This is a genomic window from Providencia sp. PROV223 (genome assembly GCF_028479245.1).
In the GTDB taxonomy this organism is placed as follows: Bacteria; Pseudomonadota; Gammaproteobacteria; order Enterobacterales; family Enterobacteriaceae; genus Providencia; species Providencia rettgeri.
On the sequence record NZ_JAMPNG010000012.1, the window covers coordinates 64,236 to 84,192 of the forward strand.

Here is a 19,957-nt window from a genome sequence, read left to right on the forward strand (position 1 = left end):
ATAATTCAATGAAAAACAAAGTATTAATTTTGCTATCACTATTTTTTTGCTTCGCTTTTTCAGCATACAGTGAGCGTATTAAAGATTTAACTACCGTACAAGGTGTACGAGATAACGCGTTGATTGGCTATGGTTTAGTCGTTGGTCTGGATGGGACAGGTGACCAAACCATGCAAACGCCGTTTACCACACAAAGCTTGAATAACATGCTGTCACAAATGGGGATTACGGTTCCGCCGGGTACCAATATGCAATTAAAGAATGTGGCAGCGGTCATGGTCACCGCGAAATTGCCGCCTTTTGCACGTACTGGGCAGTCCGTAGATATTGTTGTTTCCTCAATGGGTAACGCGAAAAGCTTACGTGGTGGTACGCTGCTGATGACCCCCCTAAAAGGGGTAGATGGGCAAATTTATGCAATGGCTCAGGGTAACATCTTAGTGGGTGGTGCGGGTGCCAGTGGCGGTGGGAGTAGTATTAAGGTTAATCAACTCAATGGTGGCCGTATTACAGGTGGAGCGACTATTGAGCGCGAATTACCGAGCAGTTTCGGGCAAAACGGTGCGATTAACCTGCAATTAAACGAAGATAGCTTCACATTGGCACAAGATATTGCTGATGCAATTAACCGTATGGGCGGTATGGGGACTGCATCGGCGTTAGATTCAAGAACAGTACAACTACTGGTGCCTGCCAATAACCGTGACCAAGTGCGTTTTTTAGCCCGGGTACAGGAACTGAATGTACGTGCGCCAGTGGCTGAGGCGAAAGTCATTCTCAATTCACGTACGGGATCTGTGGTGATTAACCGCAGTGTCACTTTAGATAGCTGTGCTGTTGCACACGGCAGTTTAGCGGTTACGGTAGAAAGACAAACTCAAGTTAGCCAACCGGATACCCCATTTGCGGGAGGGCAAACCGTAGTGACTCGTAATACCAATGTTGGGGTGCGTGATCAAGGTGGGGCGCTGCAAAAAGTCAATGCAAGTGTGCAATTAAACCAAGTTATTCAAGCACTGAATACACTCGGTGCAACACCAAACGATTTGATGTCGATATTACAAGCGATGGAAAGCGCAGGTTGTTTACGCGCGAAACTGGAGATCATCTAATGAGTGACATGCAGCTATTGCAAGGTGCCGCATTTGATTTACAGTCACTGGGGCAGTTAAAAGGTGAACTGAATAAAAATTCGGAGCAAGGGCTGCGCCATGTCACGCAGCAACTTGAGGCAACATTCGTTCAATTGATGCTAAAAAGTATGCGTGACGCACTCCCGCAAGATGGCTTATTTTCCAGCGACCAAACACGCATGCTGACCAGTATGTATGACCAGCAAATCGCCCAAGATCTTTCGCAAAAAGGTTTAGGTTTCGGGGAAATGATGTACCAACAGCTCACTCGAGACCAACACACTTCAAGCGAGCCAACATCCAACAGCCTGCTACCGTTAGATGAAAAAACAGCGCAATCATTACCACCATTTAATATGGAACAAATGATGCGCCACTTTGCGCCAATGGGCGATGCACTATCGGCACCATTCCAAAAAATCAAAGCATTATCGCTTAACAGCAGCAATTTTATTAGCCGATTAATTGGCCCCGCAAAAGCCGCGAGCCAAGACAGCGGTATTTCACATTTTCTGGTCTTGGCACAGGCGGCATTAGAAAGTGGTTGGGGTCAGCGAGAAATTCTGAAGTCAGATGGAAAAACCAGTCATAACCTATTTGGTATCAAAGCGGGAAAAAACTGGCAAGGGCCTGTTACGAATATTATGACAACAGAAGTGATTAACGGCAAAACCATCAAAATACGTGATGATTTCCGCGTTTATGGCTCTTATGAAGAGGCGATTGCGGATTATATCAATCTATTGACAGAAAACCCGCGTTATAAAGACGTCAAAAAAGCGCCGACACCAGAGATTGCTGCACGCCGTTTACATCAAGCAGGATATGCCACAGACCCGAGTTATTCGGACAAACTGATTACTTTGATTAATCAAATACGTGGTCATCAACCAATAGGTAGTCATTCTGCTTCAAGGGCTGTACAGGCATATACCATAGATTTGAACGATATCTTCTAAAAATACGGAATTATTGGGAGTTTGGACTAAACAATTACGCTGAATTTCCGATAACCAAATATGCTCTAAATAATTTGAGTTGCTATCGCTTTCATTGTGTCAGCCAATGGTGGCGATAAGCACCCAGAACAGGAAAAGCTTATGCTGAACAATGTAATGAATAATGCGCTCAGTGGTGTGAACGCTGCACAAGGCGGGTTAAGTGTTATTTCTAACAACTTAGCCAACGCTGGTGTGGGTTACTATCACCGCCAAAGTGCTGTTTTCGGGGAGAATCCCGGTACGATGACACCTAATGGCTATTTTGGTAACGGCACTTATTTCAGCCATGTTCGCCGTGAGTTTGATGAATTTATCAATGCGCAGTACAGCCAATCCCGCGCACGTAGTGGTGACTATGAGGCGTACGTTAAGAATTGTAATAAAGTTGATGATTTGCTTACTAATGATATTGAAGATATCTCAAGCAATATTGGTAGCTTTTTCACCGCGTTAGATGCAGCTAGCAGTGATGCAAGTGACAAAACGTTGATTGACGTTTTTTTAGGCAATTCAAATGCACTACTAAGCCAGTTTAAAGAAGCGGATCGTCGTCTGCAGGAAATGGAACGCGATACCAATCATCAGATAGAAAATAAAGTAAAAGACATCAATATCTACGCTGAAAAAATTGCCGGCTTAAACCAGCAAATTTCACGGATCCGTTCAGTAAGTGGTTCAGAGCCAAACGATTTATTAGACGTGCGTGACCGTTTAGTCAATGAAATTAACTCATTAATTGGAGTGAAGGTTATTGAGCAAAACGGTAACTATAACGTGACTTTTGCCAATGGTTTACCACTAGTCACGGGGGAGAAAGCTAATCGTCTGGAAGCGGTTCCGTCTTCTAAAGACGATAGCCGTTTTAGTATTGGCTTTGTTGGAGCTAATGGCCAAGTCCGTGAAATTCCTGACGAATCATTTCGTGGTGGGGAACTCAGTGGTATCTTGCGTTCTCGCCAAGAAGTCATGGACCCGGCTTATCAAAAACTCAATAAGTTAGCATTGGTTTTCGCGACTAAATTTAATGAAGTACATAGCAAAGGTTATGATGCCAACGGCAACACGGGCAAAGACTTCTTTGAAATTGGTAAAGGAACTGTCGTTAGCAACACCCATAATAGTGGCAAAGCGGACTTTGATCTCAGTTATAGCGATGTGTCTAAAGTCACAGGCAATAACTACGAGATGCGTTTTGACGGCAGTGAATGGAATGTCACACGTTTACCAGAAGGTACCAAAGTACCTGTGGATTCAAATACGGCAGGGACACTGAAATTTGATGGTTTAGAAATCAAAATCAGCAATAGTACGGGTATGTCAAAAGGTGACTCATTTCTGGTGAAGCCAGTGAGTGGTGTGATCAACGGTATGCAGACCTTGGTCAGCAATGCATCCGATTTTGCGGCAGCGGGAAGCAAAGACAGTGGCCCTGGTGACAATGAAAACATTAAAGAACTGGTTAAATTACAAGACGAAAAACTGATTGATGGTAGTTCTACGTTTTCCGATTTCTATGCAACGTTAGTTAATGATGTGGGTAGTAAAACCAAACAAGCGCAAATTGATTCAGAAACACAGAACAAGATGACCGAGAGCTTCTATGAGCAAGAACAAGCTATCTCGGGCGTGAATATGAATGAAGAAAGTATTCAGATGCAGAAAATCCAACAGTTTTTCAATGCCAATGCGCAAGTGCTAAAAACGGTGGATGATTTATTTAACGCATTGATGCGTGCATTCTAAATATTAGCGATAGGATAAGGATTTAGCGATGCGTTTAAGTACCAATATGATTTATCACCAACGCTTGCAAGACATGAATAGTGCGCAAGCGCGTTGGATGGATGCAGGGAGCCAATTAGCTTCTGGTAAGCGTGTAAGCAAGCCTTCTGATGACCCGCAAGCATCTTCGCAAGCGGTGCGGATTAATCAGTCAGAAAACCGTAACCAACAATATGTAGCAAGCCGTGGATTTGCGAAAACGGGAATGACATTGCAAATGAGTATTTTGACTCAGATGACGGATGTGACGACGCAAATCGATACCACGATTATTCAGGCATCAAACCAAGGTGCTTTAAGCGATAAAGACCGCAATACTTTGGCTGAACAGCTAACGGGTTTAAAAGAGCAATTAGTGGCGTTAGGTAACTCGACAGATGGAAATGGTCGGTATATTTTTGCGGGTTTTAAATCAGATAAACCGCCATTTGAAATTGATGCTAGTGGTGAAGTGCTCTATCACGGTGGTGATAAAGCCATTATGCAGAATGTGGCGAGTGACCGTGAGATGACAACCTATTTCACCGGTGCGCAAGTGTTTGATACAGACAGTAATGGTGTGGTCAATATTTTTAAAGCGTTGAACACGGGTATCGAATCACTGAAAAAACCATTGCAAGGAGCACCACAAGCAGATTTAGACCAAGCGCAAGCAGAGTTGGGTGAAGCGAACAGTGCCATCAAGTCCGCATTAGATCAAATTTCCAACATTGAAGCTAAGCAAGGTCTACAGCTACAGGAAATTGATAAATTAGACTTTTTAGCTGACACGCGCTCTATTCAAAATGCAGCCCGTAAAAGTGAGTTGTTAGAAACCAACTGGACTGGCACCACTACAGATTATTATAAAGAAAAAGCGATGTTTGAAGCTTCACAAAGTATTTTTAAAGACTTAAACAGCATGTCACTTTTCGGCAGCCGTTAATTATTTAATATTATTTTTACTCACCGCGCTTTGGAGTGATCCAAGCGCGGTTTTTTTGAGCTTTAAAAATGCTATGTTAGACAATATGTTATAGATTTGATGTAAAAAATTTGAATTAATGTTTTATTACGCAATAAACTTTAATAATTAAATGATAATATGTATTATTCTCATTTGAGTGTTTTGTGATATAGGAGATTTATGCGAGTTTTTAAGGTAAATACTAAATGGGTTTTCACTATTATTGTTTTATTAGGAGCTATTCCTTTAGCTGCAATATGGCTAAATGTGTTCTCAAATTCTACTGTAACTAATATTAATAACTGGTTGGGTGAGTTTCATGCAATATACATTAGCAGCATCACTTAACGAAATATTACCATGTGCTGTGGGAGCGATTCCATCGTATATCAAATTATCACGGAAACTACTATGTGGGGTAACTACCATTACATCATTCATCTGATTTCCTCTTTATGAAAATATAAATAAATTACAATATTTAAATACATTCATTAAAGAAATGAAACAATACACAAAATATAATGACACTTATTAAAATATTAATGAGAAGTCAATGATGTGAGAGAATGGCTATTGTGACATGTTCAGAGCGACACTGGCATATAAATTTATTTGCGAAAATAAATTAATTTTATACCTAAATTTTAGTTAGGTTTAGTATTGGGTATTTACTGAGACTGTCATTAGATAGTTTAGAAATGTATCAAATAATAGGTGATATTTACAACTATACTAGTTGCTTTTAATATAGACTACAAATAGGAAATTAAATCAGTTTTTCTTGGGCTACTTTAATTATCAAATTCGAAAAATTACTTTGATAATCAATTAATCATTAATTAATTGATTAATTATCTATTCTCAAACAAACAAATTAAACATCAATGATAGCTGCTCAAATGCTTGGTGGATAAGCCGTTCCGTGTAGCGGGGAAGTATAGAAATAATCAACCCTAACATACTGATACCGATGGTTAATGTAAGGGGGAAACCTACCACAAACACGGATAGCTGTGGGGTCATTCGGTTTAGAATACCGAGAGCAAGGTTAAGAATGAGAAATAGTGTAATGAACGGTAGTGCTAGCATTAACCCATTAATAAATATAGTGTTAGCAAATTGAACAAACACCCAAAAACCATCGCGATTTAATGGTGCGGTTTGAATTGGGTTAAGTTCAAATGAATTGACCACAATATAAATAAGCCACAGGTGCCCATCGAAAGCGAGAAACAATAAAATGGTGATGACGTTAAATATGCGCCCTAAAATTGGCATATTAGGTCCACCGGTCGGGTCAAAAAAGGTGGCGAATGATAACCCCATTTGCAAACCAATCACTTCTCCCGCATGACGCACGGCAGCAAACGCCATTTGCATTGTGAGTCCCATCGCAATACCAATCACCATTTGCTGCACGATCACCCATAGCCCCATGGCAGAAAATAGGGGAATATTTACGACAGGAAGTTGTGGGGAAACAATCAAGACGACAAAAAAGGCCAATGCGACGCGAACTTTGGTAATTGCCTGTTTTTCATTAAAAAAGGGCGCTGTACCAAGCAGCGCCAAAAGGCGTATAAAAGGGTAGAAACCTTGGCTTAACCACAATGTGAGTGTTTCGCTGGTGATAGTTAGCATTGTTAGCCAATAATAAACGGTAAATTGCTCAATAATGACCGCATATAATCGGTAAGCAAGTTCAGCATCCAGGGCCCTGCAATAATAATCACAGAAATGACCGATAAAATTTTAGGGATAAAAGATAGCGTCATTTCATTCACTTGTGTGGCGGCTTGCAGTAAGCTGATAATTAAACCTGCGGCTAAAGCGGCTAATAACAAGGGAGCCGCTAGCATCAGTGCGATTTTCATCGCCTCAGTTCCCATCGCCATCACTGATTCAGGTGTCATAACTACTCCGAGTAAAATAATCCTAATTAAAAAAGCTTTGCGATAATGAGCCAAGTAATAATTGCCAGCCATCAACCAAAACAAACAACATTAATTTAAATGGCAAGGAAACTGTTGCAGGTGGAACCATCATCATCCCTAATGCCATTAAAACACTGGCAACCACTAAGTCGATGATTAAAAATGGAATAAAAATGGTAAAGCCAATTTGGAATGCGGTTTTTAGTTCGCTGGTAATAAAAGCGGGCACTAAAATACGTAACGGAACATCTTTCGCTTCTTGAATTTCACCGACTTTAGCTATCCTTGCAAACAGGGCCAAGTCGGATTCTCGCGTTTGCCCTAGCATGAAGGTTCTTAATGGTGCAGTGCCTTTCTCTAAAGCGGTTTCGAGGCTAATTTTATCTTCGCTAAACGGCTGGTAGGCTTCGCGGTAAACTTGGTCAGCAACGGGTGACATCACAAAAAAGGTCAAAAATAGCGCCAAGCCTAGTAAGACTTGATTCGGAGGCGCGGAGGGCGTTCCGAGAGCGTTACGTAATAAACCTAAAACAATAATGATGCGAGTAAAACTGGTCATCATTAACAATAAGGCAGGAATAAAGCCTAATAAGGTTAAAAATAATAGAGTTTGAACGGGTAAAGACCAAGTTTGTCCCCCATCTGCTAGAGAATGGCTAATAACGGCAGGTAGTGCCGCAGAAGCTGAATTCGGCAGTAAAAACAAGAGCGCAGTAATCGTGAAAAGAGATTTTAGAGGTAACATTGAGTGCTTCCGATTACTTATGCATAGATGTCACTGAAGCTGCAAATTTTGCAGCCTCTTGTTTTTTCTTTAATAAAGACTGAAATGTGAGCGGTTCAACTGGCAATCCCGTTGTGCTTTCAGGTTCTGATGAGTATTGGTGTAACAGGCTGATATTTTGTGTGGTAACACCTAATACTAAGCACTCATTATTCACCTCAACCACCACAATACGTTCTTTATTTCCTAATGAGCAGCGGCTTTTGACTTTTATGATTTGCTCATTGCCCATTTTTTTTTGCGCAAATCCTAATTTTTTCACCAACCAAGCCCCTGCTAATATCAATAAAATGATCCCCCCTAAAGTACCGGATATCTGCGTTAAGCTATCATTATGGTCAATAGCCGGCGCATTAGGTTCACTCGAGGAAACGGTTGTTGATAAAAAAGGCACAGATGTCGGTGCCTGCTCAGTTTGATTGGATATTGCCATTATTAGCGACTCACGTTGTTAATTAACGGCTTAAACGGCGCATACGTTCAGAAGGCGTGATGATATCAGTGATACGAATACCGTAATTGTCTGAAACCACGACCACTTCACCTTGTGCAATTAAATAGCCATTGATTAAAATATCCAGCGGCTCACCCGCTAAGCCATCCAGAGAAACCACTGAACCTTGGGATAAGCTCAGTAACTTTTTAATGGTCATTTTAGTGCGACCCAATTCAACAGAAAGACGCACTGGGATGTCCATGATCATATCGATATCGGACAGCTGATTTAACGGGTTTTGTCCATCAAAGTTGTCGAAAGCCTGTGCACCAGCTGAGGCGGATTCCGCTTTTTTTTGCTGTTCCAGCGCTTCAGCCCATAGGTCTTCACTGTCGTGATTGGTTGATGCATCAGGAGAGTTCTTCGCCTCACTCATTGGTACTTTCCTCATCTAGAGTGTTTAATACAGGGTTAATCAAATGTTCTACACGCAATGCATACTGGCCATTTTGAGTACCGTATTGACTGGTTAATACGGGAACACCATCAACATTAACGATGAGGCGGTCAGGTTTCTCAATTGGGATCACATCCCCTTTTTGCAGTTGCAGTAAGCGAGAAATTCGCATTGGAATGTCAACAAAGTTGGCAACCAATTCAAGTTCAGAGCGTTTTACTTGGGTAACAAGATTGGTTACCCAAGTTTCATTTTCTTGGTGACCTTGCTCCATTGGTGGGTTAATCAAGCGCTCACGCAATGGCTCGATCATGGCAATTGGAATACATATACTGAATTCACCAACGGTATTGCCTATCTCCACTAAAAACGGTGTGGTCACCACAATGTCATTAGGAGAGGTAGTGATATTGGTGAATTTGACTTGGATTTCAGAACGTACATATTCCACTTCAATATCAGCAATTGGTTTCCAAGCATCGCGATAAGCCCCTAAAGCTAATTTGAGCATGCGATTGATAATGCGTTGTTCAGTATTGGTAAACTCTTTACCTTCTTGCCGTACAGGGAAGCGACCATCTCCACCAAATAGGTTGTCGACAGCGATATAAACTAGTGCGGGTTCAAAGGTAAACAATGCCGTACCGCGTAACGGAGGCATATGAATTAAGTTGAGGTTGGTTGGTACCGGTAAATTACGCGCAAACTCATGATAAGGTTCAATTTTAATTCCGCCTACTGTAATGTCTGGGCTGCGGCGTAGCATATTGAACAAACCCATACGGAACTGGCGAGCAAAACGTTCATTGATGATTTCGAGAGACTGCATTCGCTCACGAATAACCCGACGTTGAGTGTTCGGGTCGTAAGGGCGAACATTATCTTTCCCTTGAGTCTCTGGCACAGGCGTACTGCTTGATGGCGTATCATCATTAAGCAGCGCATCAATTTCGGCCTGAGATAAAATATTATCGCTCATGAATATTACCGCAGAATAAAAGTAGTAAATAACACATCAGAAATATCCTGATCGGTATCCCCCGGGATCAGGGTAGGGGTAAGAGTTTGCTTGATATCTTTCATTAACTGCAACTTACCTTCATGCGTCTCGATATTTTTTGCTTTTTGCTCTGAAAGCAGCAGTAACATACGGCTACGTACTTCAGGGAGGTATTCATGAAGTTGTTTACGCGATTTTTCATTCGCCAGTCGCAAGGTCACATGGATATAAAGCACACGATCCGGCGCATCGGCAGCACCGGTTAAATTGACGGTAAATGGCTCTAATTCCATAAAAATAGGTTGTGGCATGTTCGGACGCTTTTCTTCCTCATTCGCCGTTTGTGTGCCTTGTTGTGTCGTCCACCAGGTATAACCCCCAAACCCTGCACCAGCAAGGGCGATAAGGGTAAGTAGAATAAGCAACCCTTTGTTGGAACTTTTTGATTTTTTGCTCGACGACATTTAGCTGAATTCCTGTTTCTTGGATGCTAAACCCAAATGGGTTTTTACGTTATGATCTCTAGCATTATGGCTTGGTTGCCAAGAGTTAAAGGAGTGAAAAACGAAACAAAAAGGCGGTAACTCGGCGCTTTAGCTAGGAAATTACCGCAATTTGTTTATTTATTATGCAAAAGTGTTAATTCCACCTTGTCGTGATGCCGTTGTTATTGGTGTAACAGTGGCATTCGCTTCGCTGATACCAACAGCCCCCATGGATGGATGTGTTGCTTGAATTTGTCCATCGTGTTGGTGGGTATTTTGCTGCGAGCTATCAGACTGGTGGTTCAAGTTATCTTGGCCAACAGAGCCCTGAGCAAGATGAATACCACTTTCTTGTAATGCACTGCGTAGCACTGGCATCATCGACTCCATTACGGCACGTACATGGCTATGTGGTGACACAAAATGCATCACCGCTTGGTTATCTTCGATACGTAAATGCACATTTAGTGAACCTAACTCTTCAGGATGCAAACGAATTTGCGCTTGAGAAACCCCTTGGCGAGAGAAAAACAGCATATGTTGGCTTAATTGCTGCTGCCATGCTTCGCTGCCTAATTGGCTGGCTAAATGCAGGGTTGGTGTAGCCGTCGGCGCATTCATCGTTGCCGCTTGGGCTGTTGATGTGGTTGGCATCATGCTAATCGGCGCAGTTGTTGTAGGTTGTGACGATGTGGTGGTAAAAGCACCAGTTTCAGTTTGTAAGGTAAACGCACCTTTTGTGGTTTGGTTTAGGGTATCGCTTGAAACATTTTGTAGGTTTAATGCGGGTTCTTTATCACTCACTTTTTTATTCAATGCCATAAAATCGGTAGTTAAATTTTTGCCACGTATATCTTTTGGGTTATCAAGGGGAAAAAGAGATTGGTCACGACGTTCTTCTTTTTCATTCTTAATAAATACCCCAAGCTCTGGACTGTCTTCTTCGCCTGCCAACTGTAACTGTGAACCCTCAAGATGCTTGCCATCATCTTGATTAATGATGCCATTCGCATTATCCGTTAGATGTTGCATTTTTTGACTAAATGCGCCTAATGCCGGATGAGCTTCAGTTCGGATTGTAGTATTCGCCGCTGTTTGTACTTGGCCTGCTAATGACTGTTTCAAGCTATTTAACCATGCTTGCTCGTTGGCGTCTTTACCAGTCAATAAATCAGTATTAAGGGCAGTTTGTACACTATCTGCCCGTAAGTTACGGCTAAAATTGAGCTGTTCTATGGCACTTTCAGCCGTTTTTTGTCCAGCTTGGGTTTGCTCTATCGTTTCTTTACTCGCTATTGCCAATTTGTTGTCGACAATGTCTTTATTAAGAGCTTCTTCGTTAACAGGTTTATTGGTAACGTTTTGTTTTTCAATCGGTTGCTGGCTATCAAGCATGGCTTGAAAGGGAAGAGCAGGGGCTTGATTTTCATCAGCGCGCGATTCATTTTGTGGTAGATTGCCATTTTTTGTCGATGACGAAGCTGGCATATTCAGGGCGTTGATGTCCATTTATTGAGGTCTCCGTAAAGTCGCTCGTTGAGCAAACTCATCCATTTGCTTTTGTTCTAAGCGGTTTTGACGTTGGTATTCAGTATGTTCAGCGCGTTGAATTAACGTATCGAAGGCATTGACACGTTGTTGTTTTTCTTGCCAATGACGGTTAGCGTCGTTAACCCGTTGTTCCCATAAATTCAGTTGCTGTTGCTGTTGCTCGATGGTCAGTTCCAATGTGACCAAAAATTGTTGATAATTCTGCCACTTATCCGATTCCATACCTGTATGCAAGGTTTGGTTGAGTTTTTGGCGATATTCGGATTGATAGTTTTCCAACATACTCAGTTGCTGCGCCATTTGTGTATGGGTTTGGCGTACTTGAGCTAACACTTTCGCTGCTTCTTCCGAGGCTTCAACAGCTAAGGTGAGTAATGTTGTTAAGGCATTATTTTTGGCCATTTATCCCCTCGTTATTCGTTGGGAACCACTTGTGTCAACTGTTCGCATGCGGTTTGATAATCACATCGCTCATCAATATCTTGCTGCAAAAACTTCGACATACGTGGGTAATATTGAATTGCCGTATCCAACATGGGGTCACTGCCCATGGCGTACGCACCGACGTTAATTAAATCTCGGTTGCGTTGGTAACTAGACGTTAACTGCTTGAAACGTTGAATTTTTCGGTAATGTTCTTTAGGAATGAGCTCCGTCATTGCTCGGCTGATGGATGCCTCGACATCAATCGCAGGGTAATGCCCTGACTCTGCCAGTGAACGTGAAAGAACAATATGGCCATCCAAAATGGCGCGAGCCGAGTCAGCAATTGGGTCTTGTTGGTCATCCCCTTCCGTTAAAACAGTATAGAAAGCGGTAATTGACCCACCATTTTTACCATTCCCCGCACGCTCAACTAATGCCGGTAACTTGGCAAACACAGAAGGTGGATAGCCTTTGGTTGCTGGTGGTTCACCTACGGCTAAGGCAATTTCCCGTTGTGCCATGCTGTAGCGGGTGAGTGAATCCATAATCAACAGCACACTTAAACCTTTATCGCGAAAATATTCAGCGATACGTGTGGCATAAGATGCGCCTTGCATTCGCAGCAGTGGTGAAACATCAGCGGGAGCCGCCACGACAACGGCGCGTTTTAAGCCATCAGCCCCTAAAATATTTTCAATGAAATCTTTGACTTCGCGCCCACGTTCACCGATCAACCCGACTACGATAATATCGGCTTGCGTAAAGCGTGCCATCATGCCAAGTAACACGCTTTTACCCACACCAGAGCCTGCAAATAGCCCCATGCGCTGGCCTCGACCAACCGTTAATAACGCATTGATTGCACGAACTCCAACATCCAATACACTGCTAATAGGCGTTCGTTCCAATGGGTTAATTGGTGGAGTGATTAACGGAGCGCGGGTTTTTACCTCCAATGGACCTTTTCCGTCTAATGGATTACCTTGCGCATCAAGTACTCTACCTAATAATTCATTACCAATGGGTAATAGGCGGCTAGTTTGCCCGTCATCGCCAGTTGATTGCGCATAAACACGCGCACCTGGTGCAATTCCTTCAAGGTCAGCAAGGGGCATTAATAGCATTCTTGGGCCGTTAAAACCGACGACTTCACATACCACTTCGTCTGAACCGCCATTAATAGAGCGCTCAATAAAGCAGGTTGCCCCTAAAGGCATTTTAATACCTTCGGCTTCCATCACTAAGCCAGTGATTTTTGTGAGGCGGCCATAACGACGCACCATCGGGATCCCTTTCATCCGCGATTCTAAATCGTCCAACGAGGCAATCCAGCGTCCCAATCGTGCCGTCATGAAAAGCTCTCCGGTGCATATAAACGACACAATTCTTGCCAGCGTGTCGCCACAGTCATATCGATTTCACCGTCTTCTGCGACGACTCGGCAACCACCGATATGCAGTTTAGGGTCAGCCACTAAGCGCCAGCCATTCAAGTTGAGTAGGGAACCGAGATGCTGCTCGATTAATTCAAAATGATTTGGATTGACGTGCAGCTCAGGTTGCCCAGCAAAAATTGGTTTTTGCTGGAGTAAATGACTGATCTCTTCCAGTAATGCCGTACCATCACAGACGGTAGATTGGCCTAAGACTTGCTTAGCGGCGGTCAACGCTATCTGCAACAGCTTAGTGGTCACCACCGTATCAAAGGTATCGAGTGAATAATTGAACTCAGACAGCAATTTTTGCCATGTTTCAATTACGGGTTGTTGCATAGCGAGCGCTTGCTCACGGCCTTGCTCTTCTCCAGCACGCAAGCCTTGTTCAAAGCCAGCTTGATAACCTTCTTGCTGGCCTTTTTCATGCCCTTGTTGGTAGCCGGTGCGCTGCGCATCTTCTTTTATGTTATCGAGCAAGTTAATTTGCTCTAACACTTCTTTCGGCTCAAGGCATGGGACTTTGGGGGCGTCAGGTTCAGGAACATCGCTTAATGCAGGAATGCCTGAGTTGAGATCCCATTGATTAAGCTCACGAAGCTGCCAAGGTTGCCATTGGTCATTTGGAATTGTTGACTTAGACATACACGTCGTCTCCACCACCTATAGCGATTTCGCCTTTTTCGACTAAACGACGAACGATAAGCAAAATGGCTTTTTGTTCGTTTTCCACTTGAGACATACGTACAGGAGAGCGAGATTCCAAATCGTCGCGTACGATTTCCGCTGCACGAGCGGCCATATTGTTGAGGAAGTGGTCGCGTAGAGCTTGGTTGCTGCCTTTGAGGGCAATAACCAGCGAGTCTGTCGAAACATCCTGCAAAATACGTTGAATGCTGCGATTGTCCACTTCGATAAGGTTTTCGAATAGGAACATTTCATCAATAATTCGTTGAGCCAGTTCACCATCGTAATCACGCATTGCATCGATAACGCTTTCTTCTTGCTGGCTTTTCATCAAGTTGATGATTTCTGCCGCGGTTCTTACGCCACCCATTTTGCTGCGCTTGAGGTTTTGACCATCCAGTAAATTGTTCAATACCTCAGTCAATTCCGCTAATGCCGCAGGTTGTACGCCACCAAAGGTGGCGATACGTAGCATAATATCGTTGCGTTGGCGCTCTTCGAATAATTCAAGTACATCTGCTGCAAGGTTGCGTTTTAAATGAACCAAAATGGTGGCGATAATTTGTGGATGTTCATCGCGAATAATATCGGCAACGGTTTGTGGTTCCATATAGTTGAGGCTTTCGATCCCTGAGGTGGTTTCTTGTTTTTCAAAGATATCTTCCAGCAGGCTCGCAGCACGTTCTTCGCCCAGAGCCTTTATCAATACAGAACGTAGGTAATCGTTGGTGTTAATATTAAGCGCCGCAAATTGAATTGCGGACTCTTCAAATTCCGTTAACACTTCCGCCAGTTCATTATTTGAGATTTGGCGCATGTTTGACACCGCCATACTCAATTGCTGAACTTCTTTAGGGTTCAGGTGCTTAAACACTTCAGCAGCCTGATCTTCACCGAGTGTCATTAACATGACGGCACTTTTTTCTGTTCCACTTAAACTCATTGGGATTTTCCTAACCACTGACGGATAACCATTGCCACGATTTGTGGGTCTTTTTCTGCCATTTCACGTATGCGTTGGCTTTGGATTTCTGCGCTAACACGTTGACGAGTTAGACGACGACGCGTTTGCTCATCCATATCTTCATCAATCACTTCATCAACCACGAGAGGGGTTTTCATTTGTGTTGCAACGAAAACTTCAGCATCGGCTTGAGCTTGCTGTGTCTTACGGTATTTAACCCATTGTGGTTTGATACCAAAACGCCACATAAACCAAGCAATAATGGCAATAAGCAGTATTTTTCCGTAATCCAGAAGCTGAGCAATAAATTGTGGGCTTTCCAGTAACGATGGTTCTTCCTCAACAGGCGTCTCATTGGTAAACAATGAATTAGTAATGTTGAGGGAATCACCTCGTGCAGTGGAAAAACCCATGGCTTCGCGTGTCAATGCTTCAATTTGTTGCAGCATTTCTGGCGGCAATGGCTTCATTTCTGGACCATTTTCGCCATCTTGTGAATGGTAATTAACAATAACTGCGACCGAGAGCCTATCAACGACACCAATTTGCCGTTGGGTATGGCTAATTTTGCGATCTACCTCGTAATTCGTAGTTTCATCGCTTTGTGAGTTTGAGACACTATTACGGTTATTTGCTGTTTGAGTGCCGTCTTTATTGTCTTTATTGGTTTCAATTGGTGCATTTGGTGCACTAACGGGTTGATTTGAAAGCGCTCCTGGTACTCCACCAGTTCCACCATTATTATTTTGCATACTTTGGCTATTCTGGCGGGAACGAATAGCAGCGCTATCTGGCGTTTGGTTAGGTTTATATTCCTCTGAAGTTTGCTCCACTTTAGAGAAATCCATTTGTGCGGTAACCTGTGCATGGATATTGGCGCGCCCCACGAGAGGGGACAAAATATCTTCAATACGCTGTTTGAGATGCGACTCCATCTCTTTGGTCATTTTTATTTGCGCACTATTAACCGACTGCTGGCTATTATCATTATTGGTCAGTAAACGGCCCGCTTGGTCAACAATAATAACATTGCTTGCAGTTAATCCTGTGACACTGCTGGATACCATATGCACAATGGCGCTAATTTGCCCCTCATCGAGCATTCTTCCTGGTAATAAACCGACCGTCACCGAAGCTGTTGGCAGCTTTTGCTCACGCACAAATAAGGTCGGTTTAGGAATCGCTAAATGTACCCGAGCACTTTGTACTGGGCTTAATGATTCAATAGTTCGAGAGAGTTCACCCTCTAGCGCACGTTGGTAGTTGATTTGTTCACTAAATTGGCTAATACCAAATTGTTCTTTATCTAATAATTCAAAACCCGTATTGCCACCTTTAGGTAAACCTGATTGAGCGAGCTTTAAACGTAATTCATGCACTTTATCTGCAGGAACTAAAATAGCGCTACCATTATCAGCAATTTGATATGGCACATTCATCTGAGTTAGCTGGCCAACAATATCGCCACCATCTTTAGCACTTAAATTGCTAAGAAGTACACGGTAGTCAGGGCTGCGTAACCAGAGGAGAAGGGCGACAATAATTGAAACAGCCGCAGCCGCCGCAATCATTAACGGTATTTTAGGATCAGCTTTAATCCTTTCAACTATAGAGGCAAAACCCTTTTTGGCCTCCCCCGTGTCTTTAGATGCGGCACTCATAAATATTCCCTGCTTGGCAGACTACTAGACGGATGAAAATACTTTTGGTGAAACAATGTTATTTCCCTCTTCGTAACGTCACTTTTTCACTTTGCTATTATTTCTTGTCTTGCGGGAATCTAATGACGGAATCAGCCTATAAAATTGGTGTTATTTATCGGCTTCAAGTTAAAAAGGGTGTGATAGGGTAAGCTGGCCAATATAGGTTAGTGAAAAATTCACAATAATTAATAAGAAGAGAATCGAATGACAGTTCAAGCCATTGAAGGGGTTATTTCACAATTAAATGTCGTGGCAACCCAAGCCACTAACCCAATAAAACCAGCAATAGAGCCAGTTGGATTTGCTGACCATCTGGTTGCTTCTGTAAATCAAATTAATAAAACACGTAATGATTCTGCCAAGCAAATTGAAAATTTCACGTTAGAAAAGCAAGATATTTCCTTGAATGATGTAATGGTCGATATGCAAAAAGCCAGTTTAAGTTTACAAATGGGTATTCAAGTGCGTAATAAGCTGGTGGCGGCGTATCAAGAAATTATGTCAATGCCAGTGTGATTTGTTTATCTATTTGAATATTATGAATTAACTGCCTTGTCATTGCCTTTGTGGGGCAGTGATGGGGCATTTCTATTCAAAATATCAATTTGGCTAGCATCATTTTCTGTCATCCATGCTCCATATACATCATGAACCATTTTTGATGATGCGTGTCCCATTTGCGATGCAATGAATGCAGGGTTTGCTCCGGCCGATAGCATCCAACATGCATATGTGTGCCTTGTCTGATATGCTTTCCTGTGTCTAATTCCTGACTTTCTTACCAGATAGTTCCATATTTGACCAAATCCACCCGGAGAGTAGAATTTTGTTTTCAACCCATTCGCTGCAACGATGTTTGGTTGAAAAATAAAAGTGCATGTATCCTCTCTTGATTTGCCGAATTCCCTTGTTGATACATTAACAATCTCTGGTTGAGTCATTCTAGTTAAGGGCATTTGAGATTTTAAGCACTCAATAACAGGGTCAAGCATGTAAATAACCCTATCTGTTCCTGCCTGAGTTTTTGGAAATGTAAATTCACCTACAATCGATAGATTCCTTCTTACTGTTAGTGTTTTCTCAGTGAAGTCTATATCTTCCCAAGCAAGCGAACAAAGTTCACCCGGTCTCAATCCTGTATACACAGATGTAATTAACATGTTTCTAGACTGCTCATTGTTAGCGGCGCTCAGAAGTCTAGGAAACTCATTTTGTGTTATTGGGTCTGGTTTTGGCCTATCTTTTTTCAATGGCTTTATTGATGAGAATATATTTGTGTTTATATATCCATTATCAAAAGCAAAATTAAAAATATGTCGAAGCAATCCAATATAATTATTTACTGTTGGAACTGTTCTACCTATTTTGTTTGTTTTATGCCCTCTATCCAAAGTTGGCGATGTTAATAAGTTATTTCGTATTAATAAAATATCCTCAGTTTTAAATGTTGATACGTTTCTTTTTGTATTAATAAAATTAGATACTGCATTTAAAATAGTGATGTACTTTTTTAATGTGCTTGACGATATTTCAACGCTTTTAATTTCTATCCACTTGTTAGCTAATTCACCATAGGTTATCACTCTATCGCCAGAGCTATATGTGCTGATGTTTTTTGACTCAGGGAATTCAGCCGAGTAATCAAAAGCGCCAGTTTTTATTTTGTAGCAGATGGCTGTCCTTAGCTCACCTGCTAATTTTCTGTTTTTGGGTGTATCAGGTATTCCAAGAGTTTCCCTCACTCTCTTCCCTTTGTATGTAAATGATATACGAAGGCTTTTACCATGCACTTCAACACCTGTTGGGTATTTTATTTTCATAATGCACCTATTGAGGTTGTGAATTTCTTTGCTTCTCGATCCAATTTATGATCGCCTCATGATTGTACATGCATTCTGAATTTTCTTTAGGGCTTCCGTCCGGTGAAATGTGAAGATATTCCCTGCCAGCAGCCCAAGATTTTTTCCGTGCTGATTTGATTGTCCCTGATCGCATGCCAGTAATCATCATAAGCACATCTTCAGTAACCCATTTACTCGGATTTAGAAGAACAACATTATCCATTATTAATCTCCTTATCTAAATTTTTTACATAAAGGTTTAGCCACATATTCGGTGTGTATCTTTGCTTTTTATCTAAAGGTAGGGTTGATTCAAATTCAGGGAGGTATTTAATTAAAACTTGCTTAGTTATTGTGTCGGTTATTTTGTCGTATTTCTTCAGTTCCGTGTGGCATTTCCTTGCCACTGCTCGCAATCCGTTTTCATGCTCCTGCGGTGTCATATCCTCTGCCTTTTATTTCTCATTGTTACCATATAAGACTTTTGACAGTTTTGAATTTCGACAGGGTAGATATTCTTTCCTATCTTTATTTTGTGATTAACGATTATTCCGGTTCGATTGTGATTCTTTTTGTGGGCTTCTAGTGCGGCATTAATTGCGATTCTTTCTATATCAGATACGTCACCTTTTATTATTAGTTTCATTCTCCGCATCCTTCATCAATAGAAATAATCACTATCAATGCAATTTTTTTCATAATTTCTCCTCGCAGTAATCGCCATTTCTTTATTTTTAAACGAACCTAAATATTTAAGTTTTCCATTATCTCGTATTGATGCAATCCACGTTCTTTTGTCTTTTTTATAATAAACCCCTGAGCACCCACTGGTGTTATTTTTGTTTAATCCTTTATTTTTTGAATTCTGTGACTGAGTTACATCTCTGAGGTTGTGTATTCTGTTATCTCCCTTGCTTCTATTTATGTGGTCTATTTGACCTTTAGGCCATCTTTCATGCATATATAGCCACGCCAGCCTATGAGCCATGTAGCTGACATTGTCTATGCTTATTTTTATGTATCCATGCGATGAAACAGTTCCAGCAATATCACCAACTGACACATTTGGCGACAAAGGGGTAACCCATGTAAACACTCCTGTTTTATCATTGTATGATAATACTTCCTTTAATCTACTAACTGACATTTCAGGTAGAGGTGTCTTTCTCCTTCTTCCTTCTATTCTTACGCACCCACAAGATGTACTGTTTCCATTTAATAAATGACCACTTGAAACTGTTCTTATATTTCCGCATTCACATAAACAATCCCAAGCAGCGCATTTGCTTTTAATTCCATTCCTTTTTAATACAGTCCACAATCCAAACTTTCTATTGGTTAAATCAATTAATTTCCCCATTACGTAAATCCTTATTAATCTCGAAATCAGAT

At 41.8% G+C, this 19,957-nt stretch carries 23 protein-coding genes; 5 read left to right on the forward strand and 18 right to left on the reverse strand.

All coding sequences use genetic code 11. The features are described 5' to 3' along the window. Positions 1–8: 8 nt before the first annotated feature. From PR767_RS14145 to flgL, 4 genes are all read left to right on the forward strand, one after another. Positions 9–1,112, forward strand: coding sequence for a flagellar basal body P-ring protein FlgI (locus PR767_RS14145; protein WP_004909881.1), 1,104 nt, complete (start codon positions 9–11; stop codon positions 1,110–1,112). Beyond that, the gene (flgJ, locus tag PR767_RS14150) at positions 1,112–2,092 is read left to right on the forward strand and encodes a flagellar assembly peptidoglycan hydrolase FlgJ (RefSeq protein ID WP_004909883.1); all 981 of its coding nucleotides are present in this window, start codon (positions 1,112–1,114) and stop codon (positions 2,090–2,092) included. The genes PR767_RS14145 and flgJ overlap by 1 nt, the downstream gene beginning before the upstream one ends. A 141-nt stretch (positions 2,093–2,233) precedes the next feature. Continuing rightward, on the forward strand, positions 2,234–3,877 hold the full coding sequence (gene flgK / locus PR767_RS14155; protein ID WP_110731852.1) for a flagellar hook-associated protein FlgK: 1,644 nt from the start codon (positions 2,234–2,236) through the stop codon (positions 3,875–3,877). A 28-nt stretch (positions 3,878–3,905) separates the two neighbouring features. Beyond that, entirely contained in the window at positions 3,906–4,841 is a 936-nt protein-coding gene (gene flgL, locus PR767_RS14160) for a flagellar hook-associated protein FlgL (RefSeq protein WP_004909889.1), read from the forward strand. Positions 4,842–5,726: 885 nt separating this feature from the next. Here flgL and fliR read toward each other — a convergent pair. The 13 genes from fliR to fliF all read right to left on the reverse strand — a co-directional run bounded on the left by fliR (position 5,727) and on the right by fliF (position 16,682). Further along, positions 5,727–6,506: a flagellar biosynthetic protein FliR gene (fliR, locus tag PR767_RS14165; RefSeq protein WP_272520476.1), complete on the reverse strand. Its 780-nt coding sequence runs from the start codon at positions 6,504–6,506 to the stop codon at positions 5,727–5,729. A gap of 2 nt (positions 6,507–6,508) precedes the next feature. Then, positions 6,509–6,778, reverse strand: a complete 270-nt coding sequence (gene fliQ, locus PR767_RS14170) for a flagellar biosynthesis protein FliQ (RefSeq protein ID WP_004255630.1) — start codon at positions 6,776–6,778, stop codon at positions 6,509–6,511. 22 nt (positions 6,779–6,800) lie between these two features. Beyond that, positions 6,801–7,544, reverse strand: coding sequence for a flagellar type III secretion system pore protein FliP (fliP, locus tag PR767_RS14175; RefSeq protein ID WP_004909893.1), 744 nt, complete (start codon positions 7,542–7,544; stop codon positions 6,801–6,803). A 13-nt stretch (positions 7,545–7,557) separates the two neighbouring features. Then, positions 7,558–8,016, reverse strand: a complete 459-nt coding sequence (fliO, locus tag PR767_RS14180; RefSeq protein ID WP_272520477.1) for a flagellar biosynthetic protein FliO — start codon at positions 8,014–8,016, stop codon at positions 7,558–7,560. Positions 8,017–8,038: 22 nt separating this feature from the next. After that, positions 8,039–8,455, reverse strand: a complete 417-nt coding sequence (fliN, locus tag PR767_RS14185) for a flagellar motor switch protein FliN (RefSeq protein ID WP_004255621.1) — start codon at positions 8,453–8,455, stop codon at positions 8,039–8,041. Continuing rightward, positions 8,448–9,455 (reverse strand): flagellar motor switch protein FliM, encoded by a 1,008-nt coding sequence (gene fliM / locus PR767_RS14190; RefSeq protein WP_004909898.1) that lies wholly within the window; start codon positions 9,453–9,455, stop codon positions 8,448–8,450. Before fliM ends, fliN begins: the two co-directional genes overlap by 8 nt. A 5-nt stretch (positions 9,456–9,460) precedes the next feature. After that, positions 9,461–9,940 carry a flagellar basal body-associated protein FliL gene (fliL, locus tag PR767_RS14195; protein ID WP_109911167.1) on the reverse strand — a complete coding sequence of 160 codons (480 nt, stop codon included), beginning with the start codon at positions 9,938–9,940 and terminating at the stop codon, positions 9,461–9,463. Positions 9,941–10,102: 162 nt separating this feature from the next. Beyond that, complete coding sequence (locus tag PR767_RS14200) at positions 10,103–11,470, reverse strand: flagellar hook-length control protein FliK (protein ID WP_272520478.1); 1,368 nt, start codon at positions 11,468–11,470, stop codon at positions 10,103–10,105. Then, positions 11,471–11,914 (reverse strand): flagellar export protein FliJ, encoded by a 444-nt coding sequence (gene fliJ / locus PR767_RS14205; protein WP_210838241.1) that lies wholly within the window; start codon positions 11,912–11,914, stop codon positions 11,471–11,473. It lies immediately after the preceding gene. 11 nt (positions 11,915–11,925) lie between these two features. Next, positions 11,926–13,290, reverse strand: a complete 1,365-nt coding sequence (gene fliI / locus PR767_RS14210; RefSeq protein ID WP_004909909.1) for a flagellar protein export ATPase FliI — start codon at positions 13,288–13,290, stop codon at positions 11,926–11,928. Continuing rightward, the gene (fliH, locus tag PR767_RS14215) at positions 13,287–14,015 is read right to left on the reverse strand and encodes a flagellar assembly protein FliH (RefSeq protein WP_109911169.1); all 729 of its coding nucleotides are present in this window, start codon (positions 14,013–14,015) and stop codon (positions 13,287–13,289) included. Before fliH ends, fliI begins: the two co-directional genes overlap by 4 nt. Continuing rightward, positions 14,008–15,000: a flagellar motor switch protein FliG gene (gene fliG / locus PR767_RS14220; RefSeq protein ID WP_004909913.1), complete on the reverse strand. Its 993-nt coding sequence runs from the start codon at positions 14,998–15,000 to the stop codon at positions 14,008–14,010. Before fliG ends, fliH begins: the two co-directional genes overlap by 8 nt. Next, complete coding sequence (gene fliF, locus PR767_RS14225; RefSeq protein ID WP_164528946.1) at positions 14,997–16,682, reverse strand: flagellar basal-body MS-ring/collar protein FliF; 1,686 nt, start codon at positions 16,680–16,682, stop codon at positions 14,997–14,999. The genes fliG and fliF overlap by 4 nt, the downstream gene beginning before the upstream one ends. A 246-nt stretch (positions 16,683–16,928) precedes the next feature. On the opposite strand from fliF, the gene fliE reads away from it, so the two are divergent. After that, complete coding sequence (gene fliE / locus PR767_RS14230; RefSeq protein WP_272520479.1) at positions 16,929–17,240, forward strand: flagellar hook-basal body complex protein FliE; 312 nt, start codon at positions 16,929–16,931, stop codon at positions 17,238–17,240. A gap of 20 nt (positions 17,241–17,260) precedes the next feature. Here the strand turns inward: fliE and PR767_RS14235 are convergent, their stop codons facing one another. The 5 genes from PR767_RS14235 to PR767_RS14255 are packed head-to-tail and all read right to left on the reverse strand — an operon-like array spanning position 17,261 to position 19,925. After that, positions 17,261–18,544 (reverse strand): site-specific integrase, encoded by a 1,284-nt coding sequence (locus tag PR767_RS14235; RefSeq protein ID WP_272520480.1) that lies wholly within the window; start codon positions 18,542–18,544, stop codon positions 17,261–17,263. A 7-nt stretch (positions 18,545–18,551) separates the two neighbouring features. After that, positions 18,552–18,788 (reverse strand): excisionase family protein, encoded by a 237-nt coding sequence (gene xisR, locus PR767_RS14240; protein ID WP_006659470.1) that lies wholly within the window; start codon positions 18,786–18,788, stop codon positions 18,552–18,554. After that, positions 18,781–19,008, reverse strand: coding sequence for a hypothetical protein (locus tag PR767_RS14245; protein WP_272520481.1), 228 nt, complete (start codon positions 19,006–19,008; stop codon positions 18,781–18,783). Before PR767_RS14245 ends, xisR begins: the two co-directional genes overlap by 8 nt. Continuing rightward, positions 19,005–19,220, reverse strand: a complete 216-nt coding sequence (locus PR767_RS14250; RefSeq protein ID WP_336297928.1) for a DUF4060 family protein — start codon at positions 19,218–19,220, stop codon at positions 19,005–19,007. The genes PR767_RS14245 and PR767_RS14250 overlap by 4 nt, the downstream gene beginning before the upstream one ends. A 6-nt stretch (positions 19,221–19,226) precedes the next feature. Beyond that, entirely contained in the window at positions 19,227–19,925 is a 699-nt protein-coding gene (locus PR767_RS14255) for an HNH endonuclease signature motif containing protein (protein WP_272520483.1), read from the reverse strand. Positions 19,926–19,957 lie beyond the last annotated feature (32 nt).

What these genes read in the sequence shown, in the direction of transcription:
- fliO (WP_272520477.1), bottom strand. Translation starts at nt 8,016, where the DNA reads ATGGCAATATCCAATCAAACTGAGCAGGCACCGACATCTGTGCCTTTT.
- fliQ (WP_004255630.1), bottom strand. Translation starts at nt 6,778, where the DNA reads ATGACACCTGAATCAGTGATGGCGATGGGAACTGAGGCGATGAAAATC.
- fliF (WP_164528946.1), bottom strand. Translation starts at nt 16,682, where the DNA reads ATGAGTGCCGCATCTAAAGACACGGGGGAGGCCAAAAAGGGTTTTGCC.
- fliN (WP_004255621.1), bottom strand. Translation starts at nt 8,455, where the DNA reads ATGAGTGAGGCGAAGAACTCTCCTGATGCATCAACCAATCACGACAGT.
- PR767_RS14235 (WP_272520480.1), bottom strand. Translation starts at nt 18,544, where the DNA reads ATGAAAATAAAATACCCAACAGGTGTTGAAGTGCATGGTAAAAGCCTT.
- PR767_RS14200 (WP_272520478.1), bottom strand. Translation starts at nt 11,470, where the DNA reads ATGGACATCAACGCCCTGAATATGCCAGCTTCGTCATCGACAAAAAAT.
- xisR (WP_006659470.1), bottom strand. Translation starts at nt 18,788, where the DNA reads ATGGATAATGTTGTTCTTCTAAATCCGAGTAAATGGGTTACTGAAGAT.
- fliL (WP_109911167.1), bottom strand. Translation starts at nt 9,940, where the DNA reads ATGTCGTCGAGCAAAAAATCAAAAAGTTCCAACAAAGGGTTGCTTATT.
- fliG (WP_004909913.1), bottom strand. Translation starts at nt 15,000, where the DNA reads ATGAGTTTAAGTGGAACAGAAAAAAGTGCCGTCATGTTAATGACACTC.
- flgJ (WP_004909883.1), top strand. Translation starts at nt 1,112, where the DNA reads ATGAGTGACATGCAGCTATTGCAAGGTGCCGCATTTGATTTACAGTCA.
- fliH (WP_109911169.1), bottom strand. Translation starts at nt 14,015, where the DNA reads ATGTCTAAGTCAACAATTCCAAATGACCAATGGCAACCTTGGCAGCTT.
- fliJ (WP_210838241.1), bottom strand. Translation starts at nt 11,914, where the DNA reads ATGGCCAAAAATAATGCCTTAACAACATTACTCACCTTAGCTGTTGAA.
- PR767_RS14255 (WP_272520483.1), bottom strand. Translation starts at nt 19,925, where the DNA reads ATGGGGAAATTAATTGATTTAACCAATAGAAAGTTTGGATTGTGGACT.
- PR767_RS14250 (WP_336297928.1), bottom strand. Translation starts at nt 19,220, where the DNA reads ATGCGGAGAATGAAACTAATAATAAAAGGTGACGTATCTGATATAGAA.
- PR767_RS14145 (WP_004909881.1), top strand. Translation starts at nt 9, where the DNA reads ATGAAAAACAAAGTATTAATTTTGCTATCACTATTTTTTTGCTTCGCT.
- fliE (WP_272520479.1), top strand. Translation starts at nt 16,929, where the DNA reads ATGACAGTTCAAGCCATTGAAGGGGTTATTTCACAATTAAATGTCGTG.
- PR767_RS14245 (WP_272520481.1), bottom strand. Translation starts at nt 19,008, where the DNA reads ATGACACCGCAGGAGCATGAAAACGGATTGCGAGCAGTGGCAAGGAAA.
- fliR (WP_272520476.1), bottom strand. Translation starts at nt 6,506, where the DNA reads ATGCTAACTATCACCAGCGAAACACTCACATTGTGGTTAAGCCAAGGT.
- fliM (WP_004909898.1), bottom strand. Translation starts at nt 9,455, where the DNA reads ATGAGCGATAATATTTTATCTCAGGCCGAAATTGATGCGCTGCTTAAT.
- fliI (WP_004909909.1), bottom strand. Translation starts at nt 13,290, where the DNA reads ATGACGGCACGATTGGGACGCTGGATTGCCTCGTTGGACGATTTAGAA.
- fliP (WP_004909893.1), bottom strand. Translation starts at nt 7,544, where the DNA reads ATGTTACCTCTAAAATCTCTTTTCACGATTACTGCGCTCTTGTTTTTA.
- flgK (WP_110731852.1), top strand. Translation starts at nt 2,234, where the DNA reads ATGCTGAACAATGTAATGAATAATGCGCTCAGTGGTGTGAACGCTGCA.
- flgL (WP_004909889.1), top strand. Translation starts at nt 3,906, where the DNA reads ATGCGTTTAAGTACCAATATGATTTATCACCAACGCTTGCAAGACATG.